Below are 26,034 nucleotides of genomic sequence, written 5' to 3' on the forward strand. Positions count from 1 at the left end.
GGGGAGTCAGCTGGCGTCGGAGCCCAGGTGATCGTCCGGAATATTCAGTTCGATGCCCATGCGCTGGCCTTCCTTGAGGATGTGCCGGCGCATCTCGGCGCTGGCCAGGGCGCTGTTCTTGTTGCGGATTGCGCGCACCACGGCTTCATTTTCCTCCAGGCGCTCGGCCAGGTGCTGAGGCGAGTTGCGCAGGATCTGCGCGCTTTGCCTGAGGGCATTGCTGGTCTGCTGCACCACGTTCTGGAAGATCGGGTTGCTGGTCAGGGTGAAGAGTTCCTCGTGGAAGGCGATGTAGGCACTGACCCCAGCCTCGCTGTCGTCGGCTTCCAGGGCTTCGCGCATGTCCATCAGGGTCAGGCGCAGTTGGCCGACTTCCTTGCTGCTGATGGATTGCGCCACCAGCCCGACGATAAAGGGCTCCAGGGTGTAGCGCAGTTGCAGCAGGTCTTCGAGGCTGGCGCCGGCCACTGTGCCGTCGCTCGCCTGGGTTTCTTCCAGGGGCGCCTCCAGCACCAGCACCCCTTTGCCGGGCATGGAGCGCACCAGGCCCAGGGTTTCCAGGACGATCACCGCTTCGCGCAGGCTGGGGCGGCTGATGCCCAGTTGCTCGGCCAGTTCGCGTTGCCCGGGCAGCATGTCGCCGGAGCGCCACTGGCCGCGGGCGAGGGCGGCCCGAAGCTTTTCTACCACTGAGTTCACCACCGTTGACGAGCTGATCACTGCGGACTCCATAAGAAATAGTTGGCGCGCGGCGGCGCTGATGATTGTGCCTGCCGCCGGCAGGCACAAGCTTGCCTCAGAATTCCTGCTGATGGGCGCCAGGGGCCGGCTTGCGGGCCTGGAAACCATAGCCCTGCTGGCCACTGAGTACCTTGTTGGCGCGCTGCAGGTCGATGTCCTGTTCCCAGCGGGCGATGGCCACTGTGGCCACGCAGTTGCCGATCAGGTTGGTCAGGGCGCGACCTATGCCCATGAACCAGTCCACCGCCAGCACCAGCACCAGGCCGACCACGGGAATCGCCGGGATCGCGGTCAGGGTCGCCGCCAGGATCACCAGCGCCGAGCCGGGAATGCCATGGGCGCCCTTGGAGGTGATCAGCGACACCAGGAGGATGGTCAGCAGGTCCGACATCGACAGCGGCGTGCCGGTGGCGTTGGCGATAAACACGATGGCCAGGGTCAGGTAGATGGAGAAGCCATCGAGGTTGAACGAGTAGCCGGTGGGAATCACCAGGCCCACGGTGGAACTGCCGATGCCCAGGTGTTCCAGCTTGCGCATGATCTGCGGCAGCACCGCATCGGAGGAAGCGGTGCCGAGGACGATCAGCAATTCTTCCCGCAGGTACTTGAGGAAGGGCAGCATGCGCAGGCCCGACAGACGCATCACCAGGCCCAGGATCAACGCCACGAAGGCCATGCAGGTCAGGTAGAACAGGCCCACCAGGCTGCCCAGGTGCTGCAGCGAATCGAGGCCGTACTTGCTGGTGGTGAAGGCGATGGCGCCGAACACGCCGATGGGCGCCAGGCGCACGATCATGCCCATGATGCGAAAGATTACATGGCTCAGTTCATTGATCAGCCGCGAGATACCCGAGGCGGCTTCGCCCACCAGGTTCAGGGCGCTGCCGAACAGCACCGAGAACAGCAGCACCTGGAGGATGTTGTTCTCGGCGAAGGCACCGATCACCGAGGTGGGGATCAGCTCCATGAGGAACTGGGTAGTGCTGTGCATATGCTGGCCGCGCTGGGCGATATCGCCCATGTCCGCCGTGGATAGCTGCTCCAGGTGGATATTGGCGCCGCTGCCGATGCCGGTGCTGAAGGCCATGACCAGGCCGATCACCAGGGCGATGGTGGTGAGGATCTCGAAGTAGATCACCGATTTGAGGCCGATGCGGCCGACCTTCTTCAGGTCGCCGGCGCCGGAAATGCCGCTGACCACCACGCAGAACACGATCAGCCCGATCAGCATCTTGATCAGCTTGATAAAGCCATCGCCCAGGGGTTTGAGCTGTGAGGAGTATTCGGGGAGGGTGAGGCCGCAGACGATGCCGAGCATCAGTCCGAGCACAACCTGGAGGAAAATCGAACGCGAGCACCATCTGAGCATGGGAGGAATCCTGGTCGGTGTCCTGCCTAGGGGGGCGCGGTTGGGGCGCAATCCATGGCGGACTTAATTATTGTGGTCTTACCGGTATGTCCAGTGCAGGCGCAGTCTAGGCTCGGGTTATGGGCCTTTACAAGGGGGGTGTCGCAAATTGGCATGACCGGTCTGACCAGTGGTTTTCCTCTTCGCCATCGTCCTGCGCAGGCGTTTTCCCCAGGCAAAAAAAAGCCCGGCGCTGGGCCGGGCTTCTTCTGTTGCGGTCTGCGGGCTGATTAAGCGCCGTATACCGGCAGCTTCTTGCAGATGGCCTTGACCTTCTCACGCACGGCGTCGATCACCGCTTCGTTGTTCAGGTCCGCCAGGATGTCGCAGATCCAGCCAGCCAGTTCGCGGCACTCGGCTTCCTTGAAGCCACGAGTGGTCACGGCCGGGGTGCCGAAGCGCAGGCCGGAGGTGACGAACGGGGAGCGTGGGTCGTTTGGCACCGAGTTCTTGTTCACGGTGATGAAGGCCTTGCCCAGAGCGGCGTCGGCGTCCTTACCGGAGATGTCCTGCTTGATCAGCGACAGCAGGAACAGGTGGTTTTCGGTACCGCCGGAAACCACGTCGAAACCGCGCTCGATGAACACCGTGGCCATGGCCTGGGCGTTCTTCACCACTTGCTGCTGGTAGGCCTTGAACTCAGGCTGCAGCGCTTCCTTGAAGCAGATCGCCTTGGCGGCGATAACGTGCTCCAGCGGGCCGCCCTGGGCACCCGGGAATACTGCGGAGTTGAGCTTCTTCTCGATGTCGGCGTTGGCGCGAGCCAGGATCAGGCCGCCACGTGGACCGCGCAGGGTCTTGTGAGTGGTGGTGGTCACCACGTCGGCGAATGGCACCGGGTTCGGGTAGACACCAGCAGCGACCAGGCCGGCCACGTGAGCCATGTCGACGAACAGGTAGGCACCGACCTTGTCGGCGATTTCGCGGAAGCGCGGGAAGTCGAGGATCTGCGAGTAGGCGGAGAAACCGGCCACGATCATTTTCGGCTTGTGCTCGACGGCCAGGCGCTCGACTTCGTCGTAGTCGATCAGGCCGTTGGCGTCGATGCCGTACTGAACGGCGTTGTACAGCTTGCCGGAGGAGGACACCGCAGCACCGTGGGTCAGGTGACCGCCGTGGGCCAGGCTCATGCCCAGGATGGTGTCGCCGCCTTGCAGCAGGGCCAGGTAAACGGCCGCGTTGGCCTGGGAACCGGCGTGTGGCTGGACGTTGGCGTAGTCGGCGCCGAACAGTTCCTTGGCGCGGTCGATGGCCAGCTGTTCAACCACGTCGACGTATTCGCAGCCGCCGTAGTAACGCTTGCCTGGGTAACCTTCGGCGTACTTGTTGGTCAGCACCGAGCCTTGAGCTTCCATCACCGCTGGGCTGGTGTAGTTTTCCGAAGCGATCAGCTCAATGTGCTCTTCCTGGCGCTGAGCTTCTTGCTCCATGGCGGCAAAGAGATCGGCGTCGTACTTGGCAATAGTCAAATCACGGCTGAACATGGCGGTCCTCAAGGATCGGGGGGGCAGAAAAGGGAGGCATTCTAACCCAATGGGTTTTAGATGGCATATGAAAGGACATCATGTCGCATAGAAGCAGCGTTCAAGTGACGAGCAGCAAGCTGCAAGCAGAAAACGGCCATGTTTTCTTGCCGCTGGTCGCTTGAAGCTTGCCGCTGCTTCTAATCAAACATGAACAGCGCATCGTTGCTGAACTGCGCCTCGAAGCGGTTGGCCGGCATTGGCCGGCCGAACAGGTAGCCCTGGACTTCATCGCAGCCGTGCTCGCGGAGGAAATCCAGCTGTTCGTGGGTTTCCACGCCCTCGGCGATCACCGCCAGGTTGAGGCTGTGGGCCATGGCGATAATGGCCCGGGCGATCTGCGCGTCCTGCTCGCCGGACGGCAGGCCGTCGACGAAGGTGCGGTCGATCTTCAGCACGTCGATGGGGAACTGCTTGAGGTAGTTGAGCGACGAATAGCCAGTGCCGAAGTCGTCCACCGCGATGCTCAGGCCGAGGTTCTTCAGGCCGTCGAGGATCTGCATTGCCTCGCTCACTTCGCGCATCAGGATACTTTCGGTGAGCTCCAGCTCCAGGCACGCCGGCGGCAGGCCGGTGTCCTTGAGAATGGTGGCAATGCGCATGCCCAGGTGGCCGTCGGAGAACTGCCGGGCGGAGATGTTCACCGAGACCTTGGGCACCCGCACCTTGGCCTGGTGCCAGGCCTTGAGCTGGCGGCAGGCTTCGCTGATCACCCAGTCGCCCACGTCCACCACCAGGCCGAGCTCTTCCAGCACCGGGATGAAGTCCCCCGGCGGCACCAGCCCGCGACGCGGATGGCGCCAGCGCAGCAGGGCCTCGGCACCGGTCAGGCGCTTGCCGTCGCCGCTGAACTGCGGCTGGTAATAGAGCACGAATTCTTCCTGCTCCAGGGCGTGGCGCAGGTCGCTTTCCAGCTCCAGGCGCTCCAGGGCGCTGGCGTTCATATCGGCCTGGTAGAACTGGAAGTTGTTCTTGCCGCGTTCCTTGGCGTGGTACATCGCGGTGTCGGCGTTCTTCATCAACTGGCTCAGCTCGTTGCCGTCCTGAGGGCTCAGGGCAATGCCGATACTGGCGGTGACGAAGAACTCGCGACCTTCCAGGACAAATGGCCGCACCAGGCTGCCGAGAATCTGCTCGGCTACGGTAATGGCCCGGTTCAGGGCTATTTCCCGGTTGGAGCGCGGTTGCAGCAGCAGGGTGAATTCGTCGCCGCCCATGCGCGCCACGGTGTCGTCTTCGTCGACGCAGCCCAGCAGGCGGGTGGCCATTTCCTTGAGCATGCGGTCGCCGGCGGCGTGGCCCAGGGAGTCGTTGATCGGCTTGAAACGGTCCAGGTCGAGGAACATCAGCACCACCCAGGACTTCTGCCGTTCCGCCGATTGCAGGGCGGTGTGCAGGCGATCCTGGAACAGTGTGCGGTTGGGCAGGTGGGTCAGGGCGTCGTAGTAGGCCAGGCGGTGAATCCGCTGTTCACTGGCCTTGCGCTCGCTGATGTCGGTGAAGAAGCACACGTAGCTGGCCAGGTCGCCTTCGTCGTCGAGCACCGCGGTGATCCCGACCCAGGCCGGGTAGTGCTCGCCATCGCGACGCTTGAGCCAGACCTCGCCCTCCCAGGTGCTGTGCTGGTTGAGCTGCTTGAGCACGTAGCGCAGGTGGGCTTCCTGCTGGTCGTCGACGGTGAGCATGTTGGGCAACTGGTCGAGCACCTGGGACACCGCATAACCACTGACTCGGCTGAAGGCCTCGTTGGCCTGGACTATATAGCCGGCGGGGTCGGTGATCAGGATCGCCGAGGTCGAGTGCTCGAACACCGTGGCCGCCATGCGCAGGTCCTTTTCCGCGCGACGCTGCTGGCTGATATCGCGGCCCACGCCGAGCACGCCTTCGAAGGCACCGTGTTCGTCCCACACCAGCACCAGCCGCAGCTCGATGGGGATCTTGCGCCCATCGGCCCGCAGGCAATCGAAGAGGAACAGCTGGGTCTGCACCTGGCTGCGCAATTGCGCCAGTTGCTCGGGCTTGTCCAGGGCCTTGCTGACCCGGTCCATCAGGGTATAGATGCCGGTCAGCTGCTGCGGGTTGGCGATGGTCGACTGCCAGCCGTTCTGGAACACCCATTCCACGTCATAGCCGAGCACGGCATGCACCGAGGGGCTGACGTAGTTCAGCGAAAGTTTGTTGTCGGTGGAGAAGATCACGTCGCTGATGCTTTCGGCGAGCATGCGGTAGCGCTGCTCGCTGTCGCGCAGGGATTCGCTGGCCTCGATCTGGTCGGTGATGTCCTTGGCCACGCCGATGATCCGTGTCACCTGGTCGTAGCGATCCCGGGCCAGGGCCTGTTCACGGATCTCGAAGCGCCGCCATTGGCCACTGCGGTGGCGGAAGCGCAACTGGCACTGCAGCAACTGGGCATAACCCTGGTGGCGCTGTTCCTGGCGCAGGCGGTGGTAGAGGTCGGCATCTTCCGGGTGCAGGAGGATTTCCCAGAAGTATTCGCCCATCTGGTGCAGCTCGGTCTTGTTGTAGCCCAGGGTCTGGCCCAGGTGGTGGTTGCTGAAGATCATCCGCTGGCTGATCACGTCCTGCACATAGAGGTGATCGGGCACGGTGCGCACCACGTCCGACCAGAACCCTTCGCGCTCCAGCAGCGACAGCTCGATCAGTTTGCGGCTGGTGATATCGCTGATGCTGAGGATCACCGCGCTGTAGTCCTCGACCGCCTCCGGCAGGCGCAGCACCAGCCATAGATGCTGGTCATTGCCCTGGGCGTCGCTGAGCTTGATTTCCAGCTCCAGCTGTTTGTGTTGATTGACCACCGCTTCCAGCAACTGGCTGCCGATGGCATTGCTGTTCTTCGGGTTGCCCTCGATCAGCAACTGCCAGGCTTGCTCGCTGGATTCGACATTGAGCAGGCGCAGGGCAACCTGGTTGACCTCGGTGATGCGCAGTTCGGCGAGCAACTGGCGGCGCTGTTCGGGGTCGGCGCTCTGCCAGCGCTTGAGTTGCTCGCTGTTATGCAGGTGGTGCTTGCCGAGCAGGCCGGTGAGCCCGGAGATATCCAGTACGCACAGGGCCACCCCGGTGCCTTCGAAGATGTCCTGGTAACGCCGCCGGCCTTCATGTAGCTGGCGTTGGCGGCGGCGCATGTTCAGCAGGGCGATCACCGGCAACAGGGAGAAGGCCAGGCCCAGCAGGCACTTGCCGATAAAGGCCGGCAACAGTTGCTCGATCACCGCGCGCTGGTCGAACAGCCCGCGCAGTTGCCAGTCGCTGTTGCCCAGGGGCACCAGCAGCACGCTGTCGTTCATTTCATCGGGATCGAGCAGGCCCGGGGTCGGGGTGCTGCGTTCGTCGCGCTTGATCACCTGGTGGCTCAGGCGGTTCTCAATCACCCAGCTGGGTTTGAAGCCATCCTCGCTCTGGCGCACCAGGGTCTGCAGGAAGCTCGGCGCCAGGCGCAATACCCAGTAGCTGCGGGTGGTGCCGCTGGCTTGATGCAGCAGCACATGCACCACCGAGCCGTCGGCGGGGTTGCTGTAGTAGTAGCGCTGGGCGTGGCTGCGTTGCACCAGTTCGGCGAGCCACAGGGCGTCCTGGCTGTCGCTGGCACTGTCGCTGAGAACCTGGCCGCGGTCGTCCAGCAGGGCAAAGCTGCGGATATCCGGCAAGGAGCGCTGGAGCTTTTGCAGCAGTTGCTGTTGCTGCTGGCTGTCTTGGGGAGCTTCGACGATGGGCAGCAGGTTGAGGGCGATCTGCGCATTCAGCGCCAGGTTCAGGCTCAGGTGGTCGGCCAGGTCGGCGCTGTAGTCGATGGCGTGCTGGCGCTGGTCCTGGCGGCTCTGTTGCAGTTGGTCGAGCAATTGCCAGAACAATAGGGCCAGGAGCAACAGCACCAGCGTTGCCAGTGCGCCCTTGAGTGTGCCCCGCAAGGGATAAGCCGGCGCAGAGGCTTTAACGCGCGCGGGCTGTGGCGAAGTGACGTTGGACAAGCTGTGATCCTGCGGTTTGGCTGGGCTGGCGCGACGTGCACTATAAGCCGGACGCCCGAAGGGCGGCTAGCATGCCTTGACTTGTGGCAAAGTGCCAGTCCCGCTTGGCTGGACCTGGATCGTGCATTGAGGTAGTTTTGCCGGTTACGCGGGAGCGTTCCAGCTCCAGACAATCAGGCTTTTTCCGCCCGCCGGTATTGATCATGATCAATGTCGGCGCAGCGCATGGCCTGGCCCGGGCCCGGCCCGTTCTATTCATCCGTCACTGACGCTAGGTTCACCATGGCTCAATACGTCTTCACCATGCATCGGCTGGGCAAAGTTGTTCCGCCGAAGCGGGAAATCCTGAAAAACATCTCCCTGTCCTTTTTCCCTGGCGCCAAGATCGGCGTACTGGGCCTCAACGGCTCGGGCAAGTCCACGCTGCTGAAGATCATGGCCGGCGTCGACACCGAGTTCGAAGGCGAAGCCCGGCCGATGCCGGAGCTGAACATCGGTTACCTGCCCCAGGAACCGCAACTGGACCCGACCAAGACCGTGCGTGAAGTGGTCGAGGAAGCGGTCAGCGTGATCAAGGACGCCCAGGCGCGCCTGGACGAGGTCTACGCCGCTTACGCCGAGCCGGATGCCGACTTCGACAAGCTGGCCGCCGAGCAGGCCAAGCTGGAAGCCATCCTGCAGGCCAGCGACGGTCATAACCTGGAGCGCCAGCTGGAAGTGGCTGCCGATGCCCTGCGCCTGCCGGCCTGGGACGCCAAGGTCGAGCACCTGTCCGGTGGTGAAAAACGCCGTGTGGCCCTGTGCCGCCTGCTGCTGTCGGCCCCCGACATGCTGCTGCTCGACGAACCGACCAACCACCTGGACGCCGATTCCGTCGCTTGGCTGGAACACTTCCTCCATGACTTCCCGGGCACCGTGGTTGCGATCACCCACGACCGTTACTTCCTGGACAACGTCGCCGGCTGGATTCTCGAACTCGACCGCGGCGCCGGTATTCCTTACGAGGGCAACTATTCGGGTTGGCTGGAAGCCAAGTCCGATCGTCTGGCCCAGGAATCCAAGCAGCAGTCGGCCCATGAAAAGGCCATGAAGGAAGAGCTGGAGTGGGTGCGCAAGGGCGCCAAGGCACGTCAGTCGAAATCCAAGGCACGTCTGCAACGCTTCGAGGAAATGCAGTCCCAGGAATTCCAGAAGCGCAGCGAAACCAACGAGATCTACATCCCGGCCGGCCCGCGCCTGGGTGACAAGGTCATCGAGTTCAAGAACGTCACCAAGGGTTATGGCGATCGCGTGCTGATCGACAACCTGTCGTTCTCCATGCCCAAGGGCGCCATCGTCGGCGTGATCGGCGGTAACGGTGCCGGTAAGTCGACCCTGTTCCGCATGCTGATGGGCAAGGAACAGCCGGATTCGGGCAGCATCGAGATCGGTGAAACCGTGCAGCTGGCCTGCGTCGACCAGAGCCGCGAGGACCTGGACGGCAGCAAGACCGTGTTCCAGCAGATCTCCGACGGTTCCGACCAGATTCGCATCGGCAACTACGAGATTCCGTCGCGTACCTACGTCGGTCGCTTCAACTTCAAGGGCGGCGACCAGCAGAAGTTCGTCAAGGACCTGTCCGGTGGTGAGCGTGGCCGCCTGCACCTGGCCCTGACCCTGAAGGAGGGCGGCAACGTCCTGCTGCTCGACGAACCGTCCAACGACCTCGACGTCGAAACCCTGCGTTCCCTGGAGGAAGCCCTGCTGGACTTCCCGGGCGCCGCCATCGTGATTTCCCACGATCGCTGGTTCCTGGACCGGGTGGCTACCCACATCCTGGCGTACGAAGACGATTCCCAGGCAGTGTTCTTCGAAGGCAACTACACCGAGTACGAAGCCGATCGCAAGAAGCGCCTGGGCGAAGCCGCTGCGCAGCCACACCGCGTACGGCACAAGAAGCTGGCCTGATCGGCTCGCTGCTGGAAAGAACAACGGAGCCTTCGGGCTCCGTTTTTTTTGTTTACAGGCAAGCTGGAGAAGCTTTTTCAGGCAATCCAAAAGCGTGCAAGCTTTGCTATTTGCGCCACCAAATCAGTGCACAAAAACCCTGAAAATCGTCGCCATTTATATTTATTGCACCATTTAAATTCATAACTGCGACATTTTGCGCTGTCGCGGTGCGGTTCGAGTTGATAAAGTCCTGGGCAAATCTCCCCTTAACGACAATAAATTTGCCGAGACTTCCCATGATCGAATCCGTCGAAGACTTCCTCGCCCGCCTGAAAAAGCGCGACCCGGACCAGCCTGAATTCCACCAGGCGGTGGAAGAAGTACTGCGCAGCCTGTGGCCCTTTCTTGAGGCCAATCCGCATTACCTGAGCTCCGGGATTCTCGAGCGCATCTGCGAGCCGGAGCGGGCCGTGGTGTTTCGCGTGTCGTGGGTCGACGATCAGGGCAAGGTTCGGGTCAACCGCGGCTTCCGCATTCAGATGAACAGCGCCATCGGCCCCTACAAGGGCGGTTTGCGCTTCCACCCGTCGGTCAATCTCGGGGTGCTGAAATTCCTCGCCTTCGAGCAGACCTTCAAGAACTCCCTGACGTCCCTGCCCATGGGCGGCGGCAAGGGTGGCTCGGACTTCAATCCCAAGGGCAAGAGCGATGCCGAGGTAATGCGTTTCTGTCAGGCCTTCATGAGCGAGCTGTATCGGCATATTGGTGCCGATGTCGACGTACCGGCGGGTGATATTGGCGTGGGTGCCCGGGAAATAGGCTTCCTCTTCGGCCAGTACAAGCGCCTGAGCAACCAGTTCACTTCAGTGCTGACCGGCAAGGGCATCAGCTACGGCGGCAGCCTGATCCGTCCGGAAGCCACCGGGTTTGGCTGTGTGTACTTCGCCGAGGAAATGCTCAAGCGCCGTGACGATCGGGTCGAGGGCAAGCGGGTGGCGATTTCCGGGTCCGGCAACGTGGCGCAGTACGCGGCGCGCAAGGTCATGGACCTGGGCGGCAAGGTGATTTCCCTGTCCGACTCCGAAGGCACCCTGTATTGCGAGTCGGGCCTTACCGAGGAGCAATGGGCGGCGGTACTGGAGCTGAAGAACGTCTCGCGTGGGCGCATCAGCGAACTGGCGAGCCGTTTCGGCCTGGAATTCCGCGCCGGCAAGACTCCATGGGACCTGCCCTGCGACATCGCCCTGCCTTGCGCCACGCAGAATGAGCTGGATGCCAACGCCGCCCGCACCCTGCTGCGCAATGGCTGCATCTGTGTCGCCGAGGGCGCCAATATGCCCACCACCCTGGAGGCTGTGGATATCTTTATCGACGCCGGCATCCTGTTTGCCCCGGGCAAGGCCTCCAACGCCGGCGGCGTGGCGGTGAGCGGGCTGGAGATGTCGCAGAACGCCATGCGCCTGCTGTGGACCGCCGGCGAGGTGGACAGCAAGCTGCACGCCATCATGCAGTCTATTCACCACGCCTGTGTGCATTACGGCGAAGAGAATGGGCGGATCAACTACGTCAAGGGCGCGAACATCGCCGGCTTCGTCAAGGTGGCCGATGCCATGCTCGCTCAAGGCGTGGTGTGAGGCGCCTCAGGCCGGTTCGATGCGGATGATCTCGATCAGCTGATCCCCCACCGGCCGTTTCCACAGCACTTCGTCTCCGGGGCGTGCGCCCAGCAGCGCACGGCCCAGGGGCGAGGCCCAGTTGACCAGGCCCCTGGCCGTATCCGCTTGATCCTCCCCCACCAACTGCACGCTCTGCTGTTGATCCTGCTCGTTGGCGAAGGTCACCCGACTGCCGATCTGCACCTGGTCACTGCTGCCGGCGTTGACCACCTGGGCGCTGTGCAGGCGTGCGGTGAAGTACCGCAGGTCGCGTTCCAGCTCCGCCAGGCGTTGCGCATCGGCGGCGTCGCCCAGATGGCTCTGCTCTGCGTGCTGCGCGTGCAGCAGCGTGACCCGGGCCTGCAGTTCGGCAAGCCCCTGGGGCGTCACGTAATTGGGTTGGTCGCTGATCTGACGCTCCACCGGCTGCTCGGCCTGGGCGGCAGCCTGATCTTCATTGACGAAGGCGCGGCTCATGAGGGTGCTCCTGGCTGGGAGGAATGCAGCATGGTTGCAGGCTTTGGGCCCGGGCGGTTACCTGAAAGCGACTTATGGCGAGCGATAGGCCCGCGCTGCGTCGCGGTCCTTTTCCTGTTGCCAGGCCCGTTCGCGGTCGTCCCAGTGACGGTCCCGAAAGTCGTTGCGCTCACGGTTCTCCAGCATCCCCTGGCATTGGCGGAAACCATCGGTCCAGCCGTCGGCGTATTGCGGGTCCTTGAGGTAGCGCGGCACGTCCTTGCGGTATTCGCCGCTCATCGACCCAGCCGCCTGGCGGCCACTGACGCAGCCAGCATCGAAGCCGTCGACAAAGGCCGGCGGGTAGCCTTGCCTGAGCAGGTACTGGTGGTTCGATTCACAACCACCGAGCAGCGCCAGCATCAGCACTGTCCAAGCACAACGCCACATCGAGAGACTCCCAGGCTTCATATAGATGAAGTCTAGAAGCCCGAATGTCAGCCCTCCGTGAAAAGCATGTCACCAACCTCTTGCCGCTTGCCGCTGCTAGTACTGATACCACTTGAGTTCGAGCATGACTTCGTTGACTGGCGTGGCCAACTGGCTGAACTGGCGTTGCGCGCTCAGGCGCAAGCCCAGGTTGCGCGACAGTTCCCACTGTTGGTTGAGGCTCAGGCTGCGGCGTACTTCGCCATTGGTGAAGTAGTCGCCCTTGGCTTCGAGGCTGAGGTTGCCCAGCGGGTTCCTCCACAGCAGCCCGGAGTTGAAGCCCGCCGCGGGAGCGATAAAGCCGGCGAAATCGGCGTTGTGTTCCACCCGTACGGTGCCCAGGGCAAAGCCCAGGGTGTCTTCGCCCAGTTGCCAGGTGCCGCCGGCCCCGCCATTCACATGGCTGGCCAGGGTTTCGTCGTCGTGCTTGCCCGGTACCCGCTCCAGGCCACCGCTGACCTGCCAGGACCAGGGTTGCAGCAGTTGGTTGCGCGGGGTCAGGGAGCGGATGGTGGCCAGGTCGAGCCGTTGCAACTGCCAGTGGTTGCCCTCGTACTGGCGCAGCTTCATCTGCAGGATTTCGATCTGCGCGCCCAGCGGGAAGCCTTCGGCATTGTCGTTGAGGTCGTGGTAGGCCATGCGCAGGCCGTACTCGGCGAACGCCTTGTCGTCCCGGGTGCCGACCCCCAGTTGCCAGGTGCGCGACTGATGGCCGTCTTCCGGCAGGCCGGGGCGCTGGACTTGCAGTTCCGGCGCCGGGTTCTGGTTGATCGCCCGCAGCAGTTCGAAGCTGCGTTGCGAGCGCTCGGCATCCCGCTCCAGGCCATTGGCCCGGTAGCGTTCGAGGCGGTAGGCGGCGTCCACGATCAACGCCTGGCGATCCCGGGGCAGCGCCTTGAGCTCGGGGGCTTGCAGTTGCTGCTGGTCGGCGCTGACCTTGAGCACCCATTGCTGTTCCTCCGGGCTCAGGGGCTGGGCACGGTTGAGCAGCTCGCGCTCGCGGGATGGACGATAGTCGATGCGCTCCACCAGCCCGGCATCCTTCACCGCCTTGACCGTATCGGTGGGAATCGCGGTCAAGGGGAACTGCTCGGTCAGGCGCAGGCTGGGACGCGCCACTTGCAGCAGTTCCAGCAGGCGGTAGGAGCAGTTCTCGTCGAAGAAGAAGTAGTCGAACTTGATCTGTTTCAGTTCCCAGACGTGTTCCACCATGCGCTCGGTTTCAACCGGGGTCAGGTTCAGCCGGTACTCCCACAGGTCGCGGTTTTCCAGGCTGCGGTACTCGGCGAGTTTTTCCTGGTAGGGCACCAGGGCGAACAGGCCCGGGTAGCCGCCCATCAAGCCCTTCCAGGCATAGAGGATGCTGTTGTCGGAACCTTCGATATAGGCGCCGAAATTGATCGCATAGCTGAGCAGGGCCGTGTGGTTGCTCTGCACATCGGCCTGGTCGATGCGCAGCAGGGTATGGCCGAACATCGACGACGGGCTGTTCAGGTAGGCCGCGGGAAAGATCATCACCGTGCTGTGGGGCGCGACATCCTTGAACCACTGCGTGAACTCGCTGCACTGCACTGTGGGCAAGTCATTCAAGCCCAGCTGCGCCTTGAGCCAGCGGGTACGCGCCGGGTAGACGCATTGCGCATGGCGTTCACCGGCGCCGGCCGGGGCATAGAGCGCATCCACGGTGGCGCTCAGCTCCGCGTCGGGGTGGTGGGCGCCGTCACTGGCGAGGAAGAACTTCGGATCGCTGACATAGCTGCGCCAGCCACCCAGCTTGGCGCTCTCGTAGTGACCGATAGAGATCCAGAACGGGTCATGGGCCAGTTGCTGCAAACGTTGAGGGTCGATGTGGGGCGCAGCGTATGACGGGGCGCAGACACAGAGCGCCAGGTAGGCAAGGCGTTTGAGCATGGCGGGCAACTTGAGTCGGAAATACAAAAGCCCAAGGCGGGCAAGGTCCGGCAAAACAAAACCCGCTCCCGGCAAGGAGCGGGCAGCGCGGGCTTAGGCCTGGGTTGCGTACTTGGCCAGGCGTGGGTCGTTTTTCAACACAGCCAGGGTGTTGGTGTGCACGTCTTCGGCGGTGACGTCAGCCTTGCTGAAGATCTGCTGGAAGTGCTCGTGGGTCACCGCGGCGAAATGCGCACGGTCTTCAGGGGCTACGCCCAGGACCACGGCGTAGGTGGTCAAGGCTTCGCCCTGGCCCTTGGCCATGTCTTCGGAGAGCTCGTTCATCATGCCGTTCATGGCGAACCAGGATTTACCGCCATAGGTCAGCGCGGCGTTGGTGGAGCAGCCGTTGGTGCCGGAGGTCATGCCGAATGTGGCGTTGCCGGAAGTGCCGTTGGTGGTTGAGGCGAGGAAGTGTGCCGGGGTGCCGCGCTGGCCTTCGAACAGCATGTTGCCCCAGCCGCAATCCGGGCCGCCTGGCGCCTGGGCCATGGCGTTGAGGGATACAGCGGTGAAAAGAGTACCGAGAAGAATCCGTTTCATAGCCTTGTTCTCTTTGTGTGCATACCAATGGACAGGGGGTCTGGCCCGTACGGGCACCAGGGGGCCGGTTATCTACCCAGCCGCGCAGTTTGGAGTTTAGGCAGGTTCATCGGGTTCCGTATTTTTTTACACCGCCCGACCCGCCATAGCAGGTTTTACTGGCTCGAGCCGCAGCTGTCGAGCCTGTCTATGCTTTCTCCCTAGGCGCGCCTTGCCAGCCGGGCATGGCCAGCGCCAGAATGCCGCCATCTGCCCCGCCTGATGTAAGGAAGCCCGATGCCTGATCCTGTTGCTGCCAGCCTGCGTCTCGCGCCTGAAGCGCTGACTCGTCCTTTCTCTGCTGAACAGTTCAGCTTCTCGACCACCAATGATCTGGAGCCCTTTCGCGGTGTGCTTGGCCAGGAACGCGCGGTCGAAGCCTTGCAGTTCGGTGTGGCCATGCCGCGCCCCGGTTACAACGTGTTTGTCATGGGCGAGCCGGGCACCGGCCGCTTTTCCTTCGTCAAACGTTACCTGAAGGCCGAGGGCAAGCGCCTGCAGACTCCCTCGGACTGGGTGTACGTGAACAATTTCGACGAACCGCGGGAGCCTCGCGCCCTGGAGCTGCCGGCCGGTGCCGCGGGCAGTTTCATCGTCGATATCAATGGCTTGATCGACAACCTGCTGGCGACCTTTCCCGCGGTGTTCGAGCACCCGTCCTACCAGCAGAAGAAGAGCGCCATCGACCGTGCCTTCAACCAGCGCTACGACCGCGCCCTGGATGTGATCGAGCGCCTGGCCCTGGAAAAGGACGTGGCGCTGTACCGCGATAGCAGCAATATCGCCTTCACCCCGATGTTCGAGGGCAAGGCCCTGGACGAAGCCGAGTTCGCCCAGTTGCCGGAGGCCGATCGCGAGCGTTTCCACGAGGACATCTCGACCCTGGAAGAGCGCCTCAACGAAGAACTGGCGAGCCTGCCGCAGTGGAAGCGCGAGTCGAGCAACCAGCTGCGCCAGCTCAACGAGGAAACCATCACCCTGGCCTTGCAACCGCTGCTGGCGCCGCTGTCGGAGAAGTACGCGGAGAACGCCGGGGTTTGCGGCTACCTGCAGGCCATGCAGGTCTACCTGTTGAAGACCGTGGTCGAGCAACTGGTGGACGACAGCAAGACCGACGCCGTGGCGCGCAAGTTGCTGGAGGAACAGTACTGCCCGAGCCTAGTGGTGGGGCACCCGGCCAGCGGTGGTGCGCCGGTGGTGTTCGAACCCCATCCGACCTACGACAACCTGTTCGGCAGGATCGAGTACAGCACCGACCAGGGCGCGCTCTACACCACTTACCGGCAGTTGCGCCCCGGCGCCCTGCATCGGGCCAATGGCGGCTTCCTGATCCTGGAAGCCGAGAAGATGCTCAGCGAGCCCTTTGTCTGGGACGCCCTCAAGCGTGCCCTGCAGTCGCGCAAGCTGAAGATGGAGTCACCCCTGGGCGAGATGGGCCGACTGGCCACCGTGACCCTGACGCCGCAGATGATTCCATTGCAGGTCAAGGTGATCATCATTGGCGCCCGCCAGCTGTACTACACGCTGCAAGACCTGGACCCGGACTTCCAGGAGATGTTCCGGGTGCTGGTGGACTTCGACGAAGACATCCCGATGGTCGACGAGAGCCTGGAGCAGTTCGCCCAGTTGCTCAAAACCCGCACCTCGGAGGAGGGCATGGCGCCCCTGACCGCCGATGCGGTGGCGCGCCTGGCGACCTACAGCGCGCGCTTGGCCGAGCATCAGGGGCGCTTGTCGGCACGCATCGGCGATCTGTTCCAACTGGTCAGTGAGGCGGACTTCATCCGCCATCTGGCCGGGGACGAAATGACCGATGCCGGGCATATCGAGCGGGCACTGAAAGCCAAGGCCACCCGCACCGGGCGAGTGTCGGCGCGAATTCTCGATGACATGCTGGCGGGCATCATTCTGATCGACACCGACGGCGCCGCTGTGGGCAAGTGCAACGGCCTGACGGTGCTGGAAGTGGGCGACTCGGCCTTTGGTGTGCCGGCGCGAATCTCCGCCACGGTCTACCCAGGTGGTAGCGGCATCGTTGACATCGAACGCGAGGTCAATCTGGGCCAGCCGATCCACTCCAAGGGGGTGATGATTCTCACCGGCTACCTGGGCAGTCGCTATGCCCAGGAGTTCCCCCTGGCGATTTCCGCAAGCATCGCCCTGGAGCAGTCCTACGGCTATGTGGACGGCGACAGCGCTTCCCTGGGCGAGGCCTGCACGCTGATCTCGGCCCTGTCGAAGACGCCGCTCAAGCAGTGCTTCGCCATCACCGGGTCGATCAACCAGTTCGGTGAAGTGCAGGCGGTGGGCGGTGTCAACGAGAAGATCGAGGGCTTCTTCCGGCTCTGCGAGGCCCGTGGCCTGACCGGCGAGCAGGGGGCGATCATTCCCCAGGCCAACGTCGCCACCCTGATGCTCGATGAGCGCGTGCTGCAGGCGGTGCGCGCCGGACAGTTCCACGTGTACGCGGTGCGCCAGGCCGACGAGGCCCTGAGCCTGCTGGTGGGCGAGCCGGCCGGTGAGCCGGACGCCGACGGGCAGTTCCCCGAGGGCAGTGTCAACGCGCGAGTGGTGGAACGCCTGCGAGTGATTGCCGAGATGATCAGTGAGGAGGATCTGAAAGAGGCGGAAAAAGAACTGGCCCAGGAAGCGCTGGCGGAGGCCAAGCCGGTGTGATTGTGCTCGATGGTCGGGGGCTATGGCCCCCACTATCGCCGCCATGGCGCTGACGCCAATTTTTCAAAATAGACCATTCGGCGCCTGTTGAATGGGGCAACTTTGTTTATCAGGCATTTCTTCTATTCTCAGGGCAAGGAGAAGAACAGTCGTCGCTGGATCGAAACAGCCTGCAGTTGCCGGCTGAACAGTGGTTTTACCGAGGGGCGCCGCCATGTCGCGCAACCTTTGCCTCACTCGCCAATGCCTTGGCCTGGTTACCCGTATCGAATGCAGTGTCCGCCCTCTGGCGGGGGACAACGGTATGTGGACCCTTCTCTTCGCCGCCGGAATGGCCGGTGAACAACCCTCAGCGATCAAGTCCCAGGGGCCCTTTTGCGGGCCGGTGGTGGCCGAGTCGATCCTCGATTCGATAGTCGAAAGCCTGACCACCCATGGTTACCAGCTGGCCGATGATCCGCAGATCTGGTGCCTGCACTTGCAGGCCCAGTTGCGGCAGATCAATGGCGAGCGCGGGCGCAGTGTCGGTGAGTTTTAGGGCTCGGGCGGCGATGTTTCGGCCTTGTCGAGCTTGACCTCGAAGCCGTACTCCAGGGTGTTGAGTTCACTGCGGCTGTAGGTTTCCAGCTGGCTGGGCTGACCATAGAAATAGTGCACATCGAACAGCGCCGGGCCGGAGTTGGGGGCGTTGTGGCTGACCGCAAGAATCTCCTTCAGGTACTGGCCGCTGTCGTCCTTGGCGTAGAAGCGCCAGGCGTTGGATGGAAACAGCTTCTGGTCGACGATCAGGGCATTACCCCTGAGCTCCAGGCCCTTGGGCAACTGTCGGGCGATGATGCTGTTCTTGTCGATGCTGGCCAGGTACAGCGGAATGGAGCCAACGGCGTAGGCCGGAGTTTCCGGGAACAGGTTCAGGTCGTAGGTGATGACGCCGCGCATGGGGTCGATTTCAAAGGCCTCGTCCGGCAGTTCGATGGGTTCGCCGCGCTGGCCCTGGTCGTTCTGGGTGAAGAAGGTCAGCGGAGTATCACCACTGTTGAATTCCTGCCCCAGCAGTTCGTCATTGAAGGTTCGTGGATGGCTGAACTCGATGCGCGCCGCGCTGGCATCCTCCACCGACTGGCTGATGCTCACCGATTTCTTCAGGGTCTCTTCGTCGAGCTGCGCACCCTTGAGGTAGGCGGCGGCCTGATCGTCATAGACCACCGCTGGCATGGGCAGCGCCTGAATGTTCTTGTCACTGGTGCTGTGCTCGAAACGCTGCACCGGCAGGTTGAGGTCCTTGCGGGTCACGCTGGCCTGGGAAAAGTCCAGCACGGCCACCTCCAGTTGCTCTACCTGGCCATTGAAATAGACCTTGGCGTAGTGGCTGCGGTGTTCTCGGTCGAAGGCCTGCTGTTCTTCCTCCAGCTGCTTCTCGAAGGCTTCGCTCCAACTCTGCTGTTTTTGCATCTCGGCCAGTTGCTGGCGGTAGAAGGCGATCTGCTGCGCGCTTTCATTGATCGAGCCGGCGCGTGAAAGAATCTGCCCGCTGCTGTCGCGGGCCTGTGCCAGCAAAGGGTTGAGGGAGGCGTCATCGACCTCTTCGGGCAGGGTTGCACTGTTGCTCAGTTCGATCTCGGCAACGTTCTTGTCCAGCGCCAGCAGGGTCAGGCGAATATTGCCGTCCTGGCGAGGCTTACCGATATCGGCGCGGGTCAGCTGGAAGTCGAGCACCCGGCCCGGCGCTATCACTTCCAGCTTGCCCTGCAGTGAGAGCGGCTGCGGCTGATGCTGGTTTTCTACCTCCAGGCCTTCGATATAGGGGTAGGCAACGGTCAGGTCATCCGGATTGGTCAGGTTGGAGCTCGAGGGGCTGAGCTGGATACCCGGGTCGGTTTCCGACCACTCAGGCTGGAAGGGGATGACCTTCTTGTTGCTTAGGGTCACCGACTGCCATTCCAGGCCATGGGGGAAGGGGAACTGCGCGGGCATGTTGAAGCTGAAGGGAAACACCGGTTGCAGGTCGGTCAGGTAGTCGGAGTTGGTGGACTTGCGCAGCACGAACAAGCCATTGACGTAGGTGTCCACCAGGGCCTGCGGGGTGGGGTAGTGCTTGAGCAGGGCCAGGCTGTCATCGCCGTATTCGGTTTCGATCGACTTGCTGGCGAGCTTGAGTTGCGCCCGCTCCAGCAACAGCAGGGAGCCACCGAGATCGGCCACGGCATCCTTGAGCTTGGGGTCCTTTATGCCATCCAGCGACTTTTCGAAGGCTGTGGTCCGCTGTTCGAGACTGGCTTGCTTGTTCTCGTCGCTGGGCGAACAGCCGCCGCTGATCAGCAGCGCCAGACCAAGGCCGAGGCTGGCCAAAGGCAATCGCACATCCATTTCCGGTCTTCCTGTCCAATGTTGGTGAGCGTGGGCAACGGCTTGGACACTAGCAGAAAAACCGCCGGGAAAAACCCGTGGCCCAGGGGATTGGCTGTGGTTTATGGGCATTTGGCGCGCTGTTATACTCGCCGCCGTTTTTTCACCGGGTGCGAGATTCAATGGAACGCTTTATCGAAAATGCAATGTATGCCTCGCGCTGGTTGCTGGCGCCGATCTACTTCGGTCTGTCCTTGGGCCTGCTGGCGCTGGCATTGAAGTTCTTCCAGGAAGTCTTCCACGTCATCCCCAATGTGTTCTCCATGGCGGAGTCCGACCTGATCCTGGTGCTGCTGTCGCTGATCGACATGGCACTGGTGGGTGGCTTGCTGGTGATGGTGATGATCTCCGGCTACGAGAATTTCGTCTCGCAACTGGACATCGACGAGGACAAGGAGAAGCTCAGCTGGCTGGGCAAGATGGACTCTTCGTCGCTGAAGATGAAGGTGGCGGCGTCCATCGTGGCAATCTCTTCGATTCATCTGCTGCGGGTGTTTATGGATGCCAAGAACACCCCCACCGAGTACCTGTTGTGGTACGTGGTGATCCACATGACCTTCGTGATCTCGGCGTTTGCCATGGGCTACCTGGACAAACTGACCAAGCACTGATGCTCGCCCGCAGCACTGCCTGCCGCCCGGCCGTTGCGAAACGGACGGGCGGTGTCGTTTGTGCCTTGTGCTTTTCCCGGGGCAGGCATATGCCTTAACTGTCGGGGCTCGCAACAGCACGGGGTGCGCTTATGAACCTGCGGGAAATGAATGCCTACGCCATCGCCGGAAAGGTCGACGAACTGAACCTGATTTCCCTGGAGGGCGGGATCTATCTGCTTGAGGCGCGCATGCATGGCGCGGCGTATCCGCTCAGTGATGCCCAGGGCCAGACCTTCCATCTGCGCTCGGTGGAACACGCCCGGGAGGTGCTGCAGGCGTTTCCCAAGCTGCCGTTCAACCTGATCCACACCTCGGTGCATGACGAGATGTGCGGCCTGTCCGCCAGCGCTGAAGACAGCCTGAAAGTGCCCATCAGCTTGCACGCCGATGGCTGAAGCCGGTCGGGCGATGATCCGCTCCGGGCTTCTGTGCTAGTCTGCTCGCCCTTTTGATTCCGGGCGCTCCGGGAGGCGCTGTGTATCCACGGCTTTTCCCGAGCCGTCCGCACAGCGGAGCAGTGTCATGTCCGAAGTAAATCTGTCCACCGACGAAACCCGCGTCAGCTACGGCATCGGCCGTCAGCTGGGCGACCAACTGCGTGACAACCCGCCACCGGGTGTCAGCCTGGATGCCATCCTGGCCGGCCTGACCGACGCTTTCGCCGGTAAGCCAAGCCGTGTGGGCCAGGAAGAAATGTCCGCCAGCTTCAAGGTGATCCGCGAAATCATGCAAGCCGAAGCGGCGGCCAAGGCTGAAGCGGCTGCCGGTGCCGGCCTGGCATTCCTGGCGGAAAACGCCAAGCGCGAAGGCATCACCACCCTGGCTTCGGGTCTGCAATTCGAAGTGTTGACTCAAGGCGAGGGCGCCAAGCCATCCCGTGAAGACAGCGTGCGCACTCACTACCACGGCACCCTGATCGACGGCACCGTGTTCGACAGCTCCTACGAGCGTGGCCAGCCTGCCGAATTCCCGGTAGGTGGCGTGATCGCCGGCTGGACCGAAGCGCTGCAACTGATGAACGCCGGTAGCAAATGGCGTCTGTACGTGCCGAGCGAACTGGCTTACGGCGCACAAGGCGTGGGCAGCATCCCGCCGCACAGCGTCCTGGTGTTCGACGTCGAGCTGCTGGACGTTCTGTAATTCGTATAGGGGCAAGCAGCTCGGCGATGACCGCAGCGCATGCGCTGCCTGCTCATTGCCGAGCTGCTTGCCCCTTGCTCGGTTCGGGTTTCATAGACGGATCTTTGCGCTCAGGCCCTGGCCATCGGTTCCGGTCGGCCGCAAGGCTCTGGCGTAGCAGAACAAAAACAGGTTGCGCACCAACTCCTTGAGCACCAGCGGTTCGCTGGAGTTCAAACCATTCAGGTCCAGATCTCCCTGGTCCTGCAGCTCGCTCAGGGCTTCCTCTTCCAGTACCGCACAGACTTCCCCGGTTTCCCGATGCAGGATTCGCAGGTAAGGGTGTGGGCGATCCAGCCAGGCATCAATCAAATAAGTCATGGGCGTCATCTCCTTGAATGGGGTTCAATGAGAATAATTCTTATTCAATGAATAGCAAGTGCCTATTGGCGGTTTTTGCTTTTTTCTGTGCAGGGATTGCTATTGGTCAAACAAGCTGGCGTTTTGCTATTAGGCAGGTGGGGCGGGGATTGGCGGGGGAACCCTCTCGCGGCTGGCGCGAGAGGGAGGACAGGGATCAGACCTTGCGCACGAACTCGGACTTGAGCTTCATCGGGCCGATGCCGTCGATCTTGCAGTCGATATCGTGGTCGCCTTCGCACAGGCGGATGTTCTTGACCTTGGTGCCGACCTTGACCACCAGGGAAGTGCCCTTGACCTTGAGGTCCTTGATTACGGTGATGGTGTCGCCGTCTTGCAGCACGTTGCCCACGGCATCCTTCTTCACGGCTTCATCGGACGCCGCCTCGGCTTCACCGCTGGCGGACCACTCGTGGGCGCACTCGGGGCAGATCAGCTGGGCGCCGTCTTCGTAGGTGTATTCGGAATTGCATTTTGGGCAGGGTGGCAAAGTGCTCACTTAAGCTCCTCAAAGTCAGGATGGCTAAAAAGCGCACATTGTATAGGGTTTTGTCGGGGGAGGGGCGCCGAAGCGCTTTGCCAGCAAGCCGGCCCCTGCCAGTGGCAGGAGCCGGAAGCTGTTTAGTGGGTACGGGCGACGGCGAATTCGCTCAGTTCCACCAGGGCGTCGCGGTACTGGCTGGGGGGCAGGGCCTCCAGGCAGGTGATGGCGCGAGCCACGTAGTCGCGGGCCAGCTGTGCGGTGTAGTCCAGGGAACCGGATGCTTCGACCGCTGCGCGGATGCTTTCCAGATCCTCGATACCGCCTTTCTGGATCGCCTGGCGCACCAGGGCTGCCTGTTCCGGGGTGCCTTCGCGCATGGTGTAGATCAGCGGCAGGGTCGGCTTGCCTTCGGCCAGGTCGTCACCGACGTTCTTGCCCAGGGTCTCGGCGTCGCCACGGTAGTCGAGCAGGTCGTCCACCAGTTGGAAGGCCACGCCCAGGTGGTCACCGAAGGTGCGCAGGGCTTCGGACTGTTCCGCACTGGCGCCGGCCAGGGCCGCCGCGCTGTGGGTCGAGGCCTCGAAGAGCATCGCGGTCTTGCCGCGGATGACTTCCATATAGGTTTCTTCGGTGGTGCTGGCGTCACGTACCTTGGACAGTTGCAGCACTTCGCCCTCGGCAATGATGCGAGTGGCCTGGGACAGGATGCGCATGACCGGCATCGAACCCAGCTCGACCATCATTTCGAACGAGCGCGAGTACAGGAAGTCGCCCACCAGTACGCTGGGCGCGTTGCCCCACATGGCGTTGGCGGTGGAACGGCCACGGCGCATGCCGGACATGTCGACCACGTCGTCGTGCAGCAGGGTGGCGGTGTGCAGAAACTCGATGGTGGCGGCCAGCAGGCGCAGGTCGTCGCCTTCGCGGCCCAGGGCCTTGCCGCACAACAGCACCAGCAAAGGACGCAGGCGCTTGCCGCCGGCCGAGGTAATGTAGTCGCCGATTTTCGAAACCAGCGGCACTCGGGACGTCAGCTGCTTCTTGATGATGCCGTCGACGGCGTCAAAATCGTCCGCCACCGCGCGGTAGAAAGCTTGGGGTTGCATCAGTGACAGGTGCTCCAGAAAGGTTGCGCGGCATGCTAGGACCCGCGTCCGCAGGTGTCAAGGCGAGTTCCCGGGAGGTTAAAGCCGCGGCGGGCGCCCATTTGCCAGGGTAAATTACTGGGTTATCGTTTCAACCTGGCATTAAAACCGCTATTTCCCGGCTGCTTTTTTCTGCTCGGCAGGGCCTGGCAGCCAGGCCCGTGGCGCCTGAACGGCACTTGCATCGCCATTGAGCGTTGCGTACAATCGCGCACCCTGAACTTCCTGGGCAGCACCTGCCTTACGCAATTGCACTTGGGCCGTTCCAGCCCCATGCAGCCATGCCAGCCAATACCTCTTCTTATAAAGAGCTGGGTGAGCAGGATTATCGGAGAAATACCATGTACGCAGTAATCGTTACCGGCGGTAAGCAATACAAGGTCGCTGAAGGTGAATACCTGAAGATCGAAAAACTGGAAATCGCCACTGGCGAATCCGTGACTTTTGACCGCGTTCTGTTGGTTGCCAATGGCGACGACGTGAACATCGGCGCACCTGTTGTTGCTGGCGCAACCGTCAAGGCTGAAGTGATCTCCCAAGGTCGTCACGATAAAGTCCGCATCATCAAGTTCCGTCGCCGTAAGCACCACATGAAGCGTATGGGCCACCGCCAGTGGTTCACCGAGATCAAAATCACCGGTATTCAGGCTTAATTTCAGCCTAATTCCTCACTAGGAGAATTGAACTCATGGCACACAAAAAAGCTGGTGGTAGTACCCGTAACGGTCGCGACTCAGAAGCCAAACGCCTTGGCGTGAAGATGTATGGCGGCCAGAAAATCATTCCGGGCAACATCATCGTGCGTCAGCGCGGCACCCAATTCCACGCTGGCTACGGCGTTGGCATGGGTAAGGATCACACCCTGTTCGCGAAAATCGAAGGCGTGATCAAGTTTGAAGTAAAGGGCGCCTTCGGTCGTCGTTACGTGAGCGTCGTCGCAGCTTAATTGCGCGATCGCTGGAAAAGCCCTGTCTCGCGACGGGGCTTTTTCGTTTGTGGGATGAGTCTCTTGCAAAACTGTTTGTACGGGCTGCCAGCGTTGGATTTTTCGGTCGTTGATTGAGGTCGCTGCGCTCATTTTTGCAAGAGTCTTATGTCTTAGTGTTTTTCAGCTCGCCCGGGCGGCGAGAGGCGTTTGCACATGAAGTTTGTTGATGAAGTTTCGATCCGAGTAAAAGCTGGCGACGGCGGCAATGGTTGCATGAGTTTCCGTCGCGAAAAATTCATCGAGAATGGTGGCCCTAACGGTGGTGATGGGGGTGACGGCGGCTCGATCTATATGGTCGCCGACGAAAACCTCAATACCCTGGTGGATTACCGTTACACCCGGCACTTCGATGCCGAGCGTGGCTCCAATGGTGGCAGTACCGACTGCACTGGCAAGAAGGGCGAGGACCTGGAGCTGCGGGTTCCGGTCGGCACCACGGTGATCGATGCCGGTACCCAAGAGGTGATTGGTGACCTGACCAAGGCCGGTCAGCGGTTGATGGTGGTGCAGGGTGGCTGGCACGGCCTGGGTAACTCCCGGTTCAAATCCAGTACCAACCGGGCGCCGCGCCAGACCACGCCGGGCAAGCCGGGCGAGCAGCGCGATCTCAAGCTGGAATTGAAGGTGCTGGCGGACGTCGGTCTGCTGGGCTTGCCGAATGCCGGCAAGAGCACCTTTATCCGTTCGGTTTCCGCGGCCAAGCCCAAGGTTGCCGACTACCCGTTCACCACCCTGGTGCCGAACCTGGGTGTGGTAAGCGTCGATCGCTGGAAGAGCTTCGTGATCGCCGATATCCCCGGGTTGATCGAAGGTGCCTCCGATGGCGCCGGCCTGGGTATCCGCTTCCTCAAGCACTTGGCGCGTACGCGCATCCTGCTGCACCTGGTGGACATGGCGCCGCTGGACGAAAGCAGCCCGGCCGATGCGGCCGAAGTGATCGTCAACGAGCTGGCCAAGTTCAGTCCGTCGCTGGCGGAGCGTGAGCGCTGGCTGGTGCTCAACAAGTGCGACCAGATCCTTGAGGAAGAGCACGAAGAGCGGGTCAAGGAAATCGTCGATCGCCTGGAGTGGACGGGGCCGGTGTATGTGATCTCGGCCATTTCCAAGGACGGCACCGAGCGCCTGAGCCGCGACATCATGCGTTACCTGGAAGATCGTGCGGATCGTCTGGCGGCCGATCCAGCCTACGCTGATGAGCTGGCCGAGCTGGATCAGCGTATCGAGGATGAAGCCCGTGCCCAGCTGCAGGCGCTGGACGATCAGCGTGCCCTGCGTCGCAGTGGTGTGAAGAGCGTGCATGACATCGGTGACGATGACTGGGACGAAGAAGATGTGGATGACGAGGATGGTCCGGAGATCATCTACGTCCGCGACTGATCCGCTGCGCGGACAGGTCCGCGAAGACGGTTTATCTGGCTGGG

Annotated in this window: 22 protein-coding genes; 10 read left to right on the plus strand and 12 right to left on the minus strand. The window is 62.1% G+C overall.

Annotation, left to right across the window (positions count from 1 at the left end):
- Window positions 1-6 precede the first annotated feature (6 nt).
- The 4 genes from J4P02_RS17140 to J4P02_RS17155 form a co-directional block, all read right to left on the minus strand.
- On the minus strand, window positions 7-720 hold the full coding sequence (locus tag J4P02_RS17140; protein ID WP_426192331.1) for a FadR/GntR family transcriptional regulator: 714 nt from the start codon (window positions 718-720) through the stop codon (window positions 7-9).
- Between the two features lie 76 nt (window positions 721-796).
- A complete protein-coding gene (locus tag J4P02_RS17145; RefSeq protein WP_426192333.1) occupies window positions 797-2,110 on the minus strand; it encodes a C4-dicarboxylate transporter DctA in 1,314 nt (437 codons plus the stop codon).
- 269 nt (window positions 2,111-2,379) lie between these two features.
- Window positions 2,380-3,633: a serine hydroxymethyltransferase gene (glyA, locus tag J4P02_RS17150; protein ID WP_426192335.1), complete on the minus strand. Its 1,254-nt coding sequence runs from the start codon at window positions 3,631-3,633 to the stop codon at window positions 2,380-2,382.
- A gap of 179 nt (window positions 3,634-3,812) precedes the next feature.
- The gene (locus J4P02_RS17155) at window positions 3,813-7,661 is read right to left on the minus strand and encodes a sensor domain-containing protein (RefSeq protein ID WP_426192337.1); all 3,849 of its coding nucleotides are present in this window, start codon (window positions 7,659-7,661) and stop codon (window positions 3,813-3,815) included.
- A 282-nt stretch (window positions 7,662-7,943) separates the two neighbouring features.
- Between J4P02_RS17155 and ettA the strand changes: the two genes are divergently transcribed.
- Window positions 7,944-9,608 carry an energy-dependent translational throttle protein EttA gene (gene ettA, locus J4P02_RS17160; protein ID WP_426192339.1) on the plus strand — a complete coding sequence of 555 codons (1,665 nt, stop codon included), beginning with the start codon at window positions 7,944-7,946 and terminating at the stop codon, window positions 9,606-9,608.
- Window positions 9,609-9,886: 278 nt separating this feature from the next.
- Complete coding sequence (gene gdhA / locus J4P02_RS17165) at window positions 9,887-11,224, plus strand: NADP-specific glutamate dehydrogenase (protein ID WP_426192341.1); 1,338 nt, start codon at window positions 9,887-9,889, stop codon at window positions 11,222-11,224.
- Between the two features lie 6 nt (window positions 11,225-11,230).
- Here the strand turns inward: gdhA and J4P02_RS17170 are convergent, their stop codons facing one another.
- The 4 genes from J4P02_RS17170 to J4P02_RS17185 all read right to left on the minus strand — a co-directional run bounded on the left by J4P02_RS17170 (window position 11,231) and on the right by J4P02_RS17185 (window position 14,683).
- Window positions 11,231-11,722 carry a GreA/GreB family elongation factor gene (locus tag J4P02_RS17170; RefSeq protein ID WP_426192343.1) on the minus strand — a complete coding sequence of 164 codons (492 nt, stop codon included), beginning with the start codon at window positions 11,720-11,722 and terminating at the stop codon, window positions 11,231-11,233.
- 72 nt (window positions 11,723-11,794) lie between these two features.
- Window positions 11,795-12,151, minus strand: a complete 357-nt coding sequence (locus J4P02_RS17175; RefSeq protein ID WP_426192345.1) for a hypothetical protein — start codon at window positions 12,149-12,151, stop codon at window positions 11,795-11,797.
- Window positions 12,152-12,247: 96 nt separating this feature from the next.
- On the minus strand, window positions 12,248-14,101 hold the full coding sequence (locus J4P02_RS17180; RefSeq protein WP_426192347.1) for a DUF4105 domain-containing protein: 1,854 nt from the start codon (window positions 14,099-14,101) through the stop codon (window positions 12,248-12,250).
- A 93-nt stretch (window positions 14,102-14,194) separates the two neighbouring features.
- The gene (locus J4P02_RS17185; protein ID WP_426192349.1) at window positions 14,195-14,683 is read right to left on the minus strand and encodes a DUF3015 domain-containing protein; all 489 of its coding nucleotides are present in this window, start codon (window positions 14,681-14,683) and stop codon (window positions 14,195-14,197) included.
- Between the two features lie 276 nt (window positions 14,684-14,959).
- On the opposite strand from J4P02_RS17185, the gene J4P02_RS17190 reads away from it, so the two are divergent.
- Complete coding sequence (locus J4P02_RS17190) at window positions 14,960-17,398, plus strand: Lon protease family protein (RefSeq protein ID WP_426192351.1); 2,439 nt, start codon at window positions 14,960-14,962, stop codon at window positions 17,396-17,398.
- Window positions 17,399-17,612: 214 nt separating this feature from the next.
- A complete protein-coding gene (locus J4P02_RS17195; protein ID WP_426192353.1) occupies window positions 17,613-17,936 on the plus strand; it encodes a hypothetical protein in 324 nt (107 codons plus the stop codon).
- Here J4P02_RS17195 and J4P02_RS17200 read toward each other — a convergent pair.
- Complete coding sequence (locus J4P02_RS17200; RefSeq protein WP_426192355.1) at window positions 17,933-19,765, minus strand: hypothetical protein; 1,833 nt, start codon at window positions 19,763-19,765, stop codon at window positions 17,933-17,935. The two genes, J4P02_RS17195 and J4P02_RS17200, sit on opposite strands and share 4 nt — an antisense overlap.
- 161 nt (window positions 19,766-19,926) lie before the next feature.
- On the opposite strand from J4P02_RS17200, the gene J4P02_RS17205 reads away from it, so the two are divergent.
- From J4P02_RS17205 to J4P02_RS17215, 3 genes are all read left to right on the plus strand, one after another.
- Window positions 19,927-20,415, plus strand: a complete 489-nt coding sequence (locus J4P02_RS17205; protein ID WP_015637095.1) for a TIGR00645 family protein — start codon at window positions 19,927-19,929, stop codon at window positions 20,413-20,415.
- Window positions 20,416-20,546: 131 nt separating this feature from the next.
- Complete coding sequence (locus tag J4P02_RS17210; RefSeq protein ID WP_426192357.1) at window positions 20,547-20,852, plus strand: DUF6482 family protein; 306 nt, start codon at window positions 20,547-20,549, stop codon at window positions 20,850-20,852.
- Window positions 20,853-20,979: 127 nt separating this feature from the next.
- Window positions 20,980-21,597 (plus strand): FKBP-type peptidyl-prolyl cis-trans isomerase, encoded by a 618-nt coding sequence (locus J4P02_RS17215; protein WP_007924751.1) that lies wholly within the window; start codon window positions 20,980-20,982, stop codon window positions 21,595-21,597.
- Between the two features lie 90 nt (window positions 21,598-21,687).
- Here the strand turns inward: J4P02_RS17215 and J4P02_RS17220 are convergent, their stop codons facing one another.
- The 3 genes from J4P02_RS17220 to J4P02_RS17230 form a co-directional block, all read right to left on the minus strand.
- Window positions 21,688-21,957: a hypothetical protein gene (locus J4P02_RS17220; RefSeq protein ID WP_426192359.1), complete on the minus strand. Its 270-nt coding sequence runs from the start codon at window positions 21,955-21,957 to the stop codon at window positions 21,688-21,690.
- A 196-nt stretch (window positions 21,958-22,153) separates the two neighbouring features.
- Entirely contained in the window at window positions 22,154-22,495 is a 342-nt protein-coding gene (locus J4P02_RS17225) for a zinc ribbon domain-containing protein YjdM (protein WP_426192361.1), read from the minus strand.
- Window positions 22,496-22,617: 122 nt separating this feature from the next.
- Entirely contained in the window at window positions 22,618-23,586 is a 969-nt protein-coding gene (locus J4P02_RS17230; protein ID WP_426192363.1) for a polyprenyl synthetase family protein, read from the minus strand.
- 380 nt (window positions 23,587-23,966) lie between these two features.
- Between J4P02_RS17230 and rplU the strand changes: the two genes are divergently transcribed.
- The 3 genes from rplU to cgtA all read left to right on the plus strand — a co-directional run bounded on the left by rplU (window position 23,967) and on the right by cgtA (window position 25,990).
- Window positions 23,967-24,278: a 50S ribosomal protein L21 gene (gene rplU, locus J4P02_RS17235; protein ID WP_007924746.1), complete on the plus strand. Its 312-nt coding sequence runs from the start codon at window positions 23,967-23,969 to the stop codon at window positions 24,276-24,278.
- A gap of 35 nt (window positions 24,279-24,313) precedes the next feature.
- The gene (gene rpmA / locus J4P02_RS17240; protein ID WP_042556305.1) at window positions 24,314-24,571 is read left to right on the plus strand and encodes a 50S ribosomal protein L27; all 258 of its coding nucleotides are present in this window, start codon (window positions 24,314-24,316) and stop codon (window positions 24,569-24,571) included.
- Between the two features lie 195 nt (window positions 24,572-24,766).
- Window positions 24,767-25,990 (plus strand): Obg family GTPase CgtA, encoded by a 1,224-nt coding sequence (cgtA, locus tag J4P02_RS17245; protein WP_426192365.1) that lies wholly within the window; start codon window positions 24,767-24,769, stop codon window positions 25,988-25,990.
- The last annotated feature ends 44 nt before the right edge of the window (window positions 25,991-26,034 follow it).

Origin of the sequence: Pseudomonas sp. NFXW11 (assembly GCF_049887815.1) — a bacterium.
Lineage (GTDB): Bacteria > Pseudomonadota > Gammaproteobacteria > Pseudomonadales > Pseudomonadaceae > Aquipseudomonas.

Excerpts from the sequence above, each read along its gene's own strand:
- J4P02_RS17145 (WP_426192333.1), bottom strand. The coding sequence starts at position 2,110 with ATGCTCAGATGGTGCTCGCGTTCGATTTTCCTCCAGGTTGTGCTCGGA.
- glyA (WP_426192335.1), bottom strand. The coding sequence starts at position 3,633 with ATGTTCAGCCGTGATTTGACTATTGCCAAGTACGACGCCGATCTCTTT.
- ettA (WP_426192339.1), top strand. The coding sequence starts at position 7,944 with ATGGCTCAATACGTCTTCACCATGCATCGGCTGGGCAAAGTTGTTCCG.
- gdhA (WP_426192341.1), top strand. The coding sequence starts at position 9,887 with ATGATCGAATCCGTCGAAGACTTCCTCGCCCGCCTGAAAAAGCGCGAC.
- J4P02_RS17170 (WP_426192343.1), bottom strand. The coding sequence starts at position 11,722 with ATGAGCCGCGCCTTCGTCAATGAAGATCAGGCTGCCGCCCAGGCCGAG.
- J4P02_RS17175 (WP_426192345.1), bottom strand. The coding sequence starts at position 12,151 with ATGTGGCGTTGTGCTTGGACAGTGCTGATGCTGGCGCTGCTCGGTGGT.
- J4P02_RS17180 (WP_426192347.1), bottom strand. The coding sequence starts at position 14,101 with ATGCTCAAACGCCTTGCCTACCTGGCGCTCTGTGTCTGCGCCCCGTCA.
- J4P02_RS17185 (WP_426192349.1), bottom strand. The coding sequence starts at position 14,683 with ATGAAACGGATTCTTCTCGGTACTCTTTTCACCGCTGTATCCCTCAAC.
- J4P02_RS17190 (WP_426192351.1), top strand. The coding sequence starts at position 14,960 with ATGCCTGATCCTGTTGCTGCCAGCCTGCGTCTCGCGCCTGAAGCGCTG.
- J4P02_RS17195 (WP_426192353.1), top strand. The coding sequence starts at position 17,613 with ATGTCGCGCAACCTTTGCCTCACTCGCCAATGCCTTGGCCTGGTTACC.
- J4P02_RS17200 (WP_426192355.1), bottom strand. The coding sequence starts at position 19,765 with ATGGATGTGCGATTGCCTTTGGCCAGCCTCGGCCTTGGTCTGGCGCTG.
- J4P02_RS17205 (WP_015637095.1), top strand. The coding sequence starts at position 19,927 with ATGGAACGCTTTATCGAAAATGCAATGTATGCCTCGCGCTGGTTGCTG.
- J4P02_RS17210 (WP_426192357.1), top strand. The coding sequence starts at position 20,547 with ATGAACCTGCGGGAAATGAATGCCTACGCCATCGCCGGAAAGGTCGAC.
- J4P02_RS17215 (WP_007924751.1), top strand. The coding sequence starts at position 20,980 with ATGTCCGAAGTAAATCTGTCCACCGACGAAACCCGCGTCAGCTACGGC.
- J4P02_RS17220 (WP_426192359.1), bottom strand. The coding sequence starts at position 21,957 with ATGACTTATTTGATTGATGCCTGGCTGGATCGCCCACACCCTTACCTG.
- J4P02_RS17230 (WP_426192363.1), bottom strand. The coding sequence starts at position 23,586 with ATGCAACCCCAAGCTTTCTACCGCGCGGTGGCGGACGATTTTGACGCC.
- rplU (WP_007924746.1), top strand. The coding sequence starts at position 23,967 with ATGTACGCAGTAATCGTTACCGGCGGTAAGCAATACAAGGTCGCTGAA.
- rpmA (WP_042556305.1), top strand. The coding sequence starts at position 24,314 with ATGGCACACAAAAAAGCTGGTGGTAGTACCCGTAACGGTCGCGACTCA.
- cgtA (WP_426192365.1), top strand. The coding sequence starts at position 24,767 with ATGAAGTTTGTTGATGAAGTTTCGATCCGAGTAAAAGCTGGCGACGGC.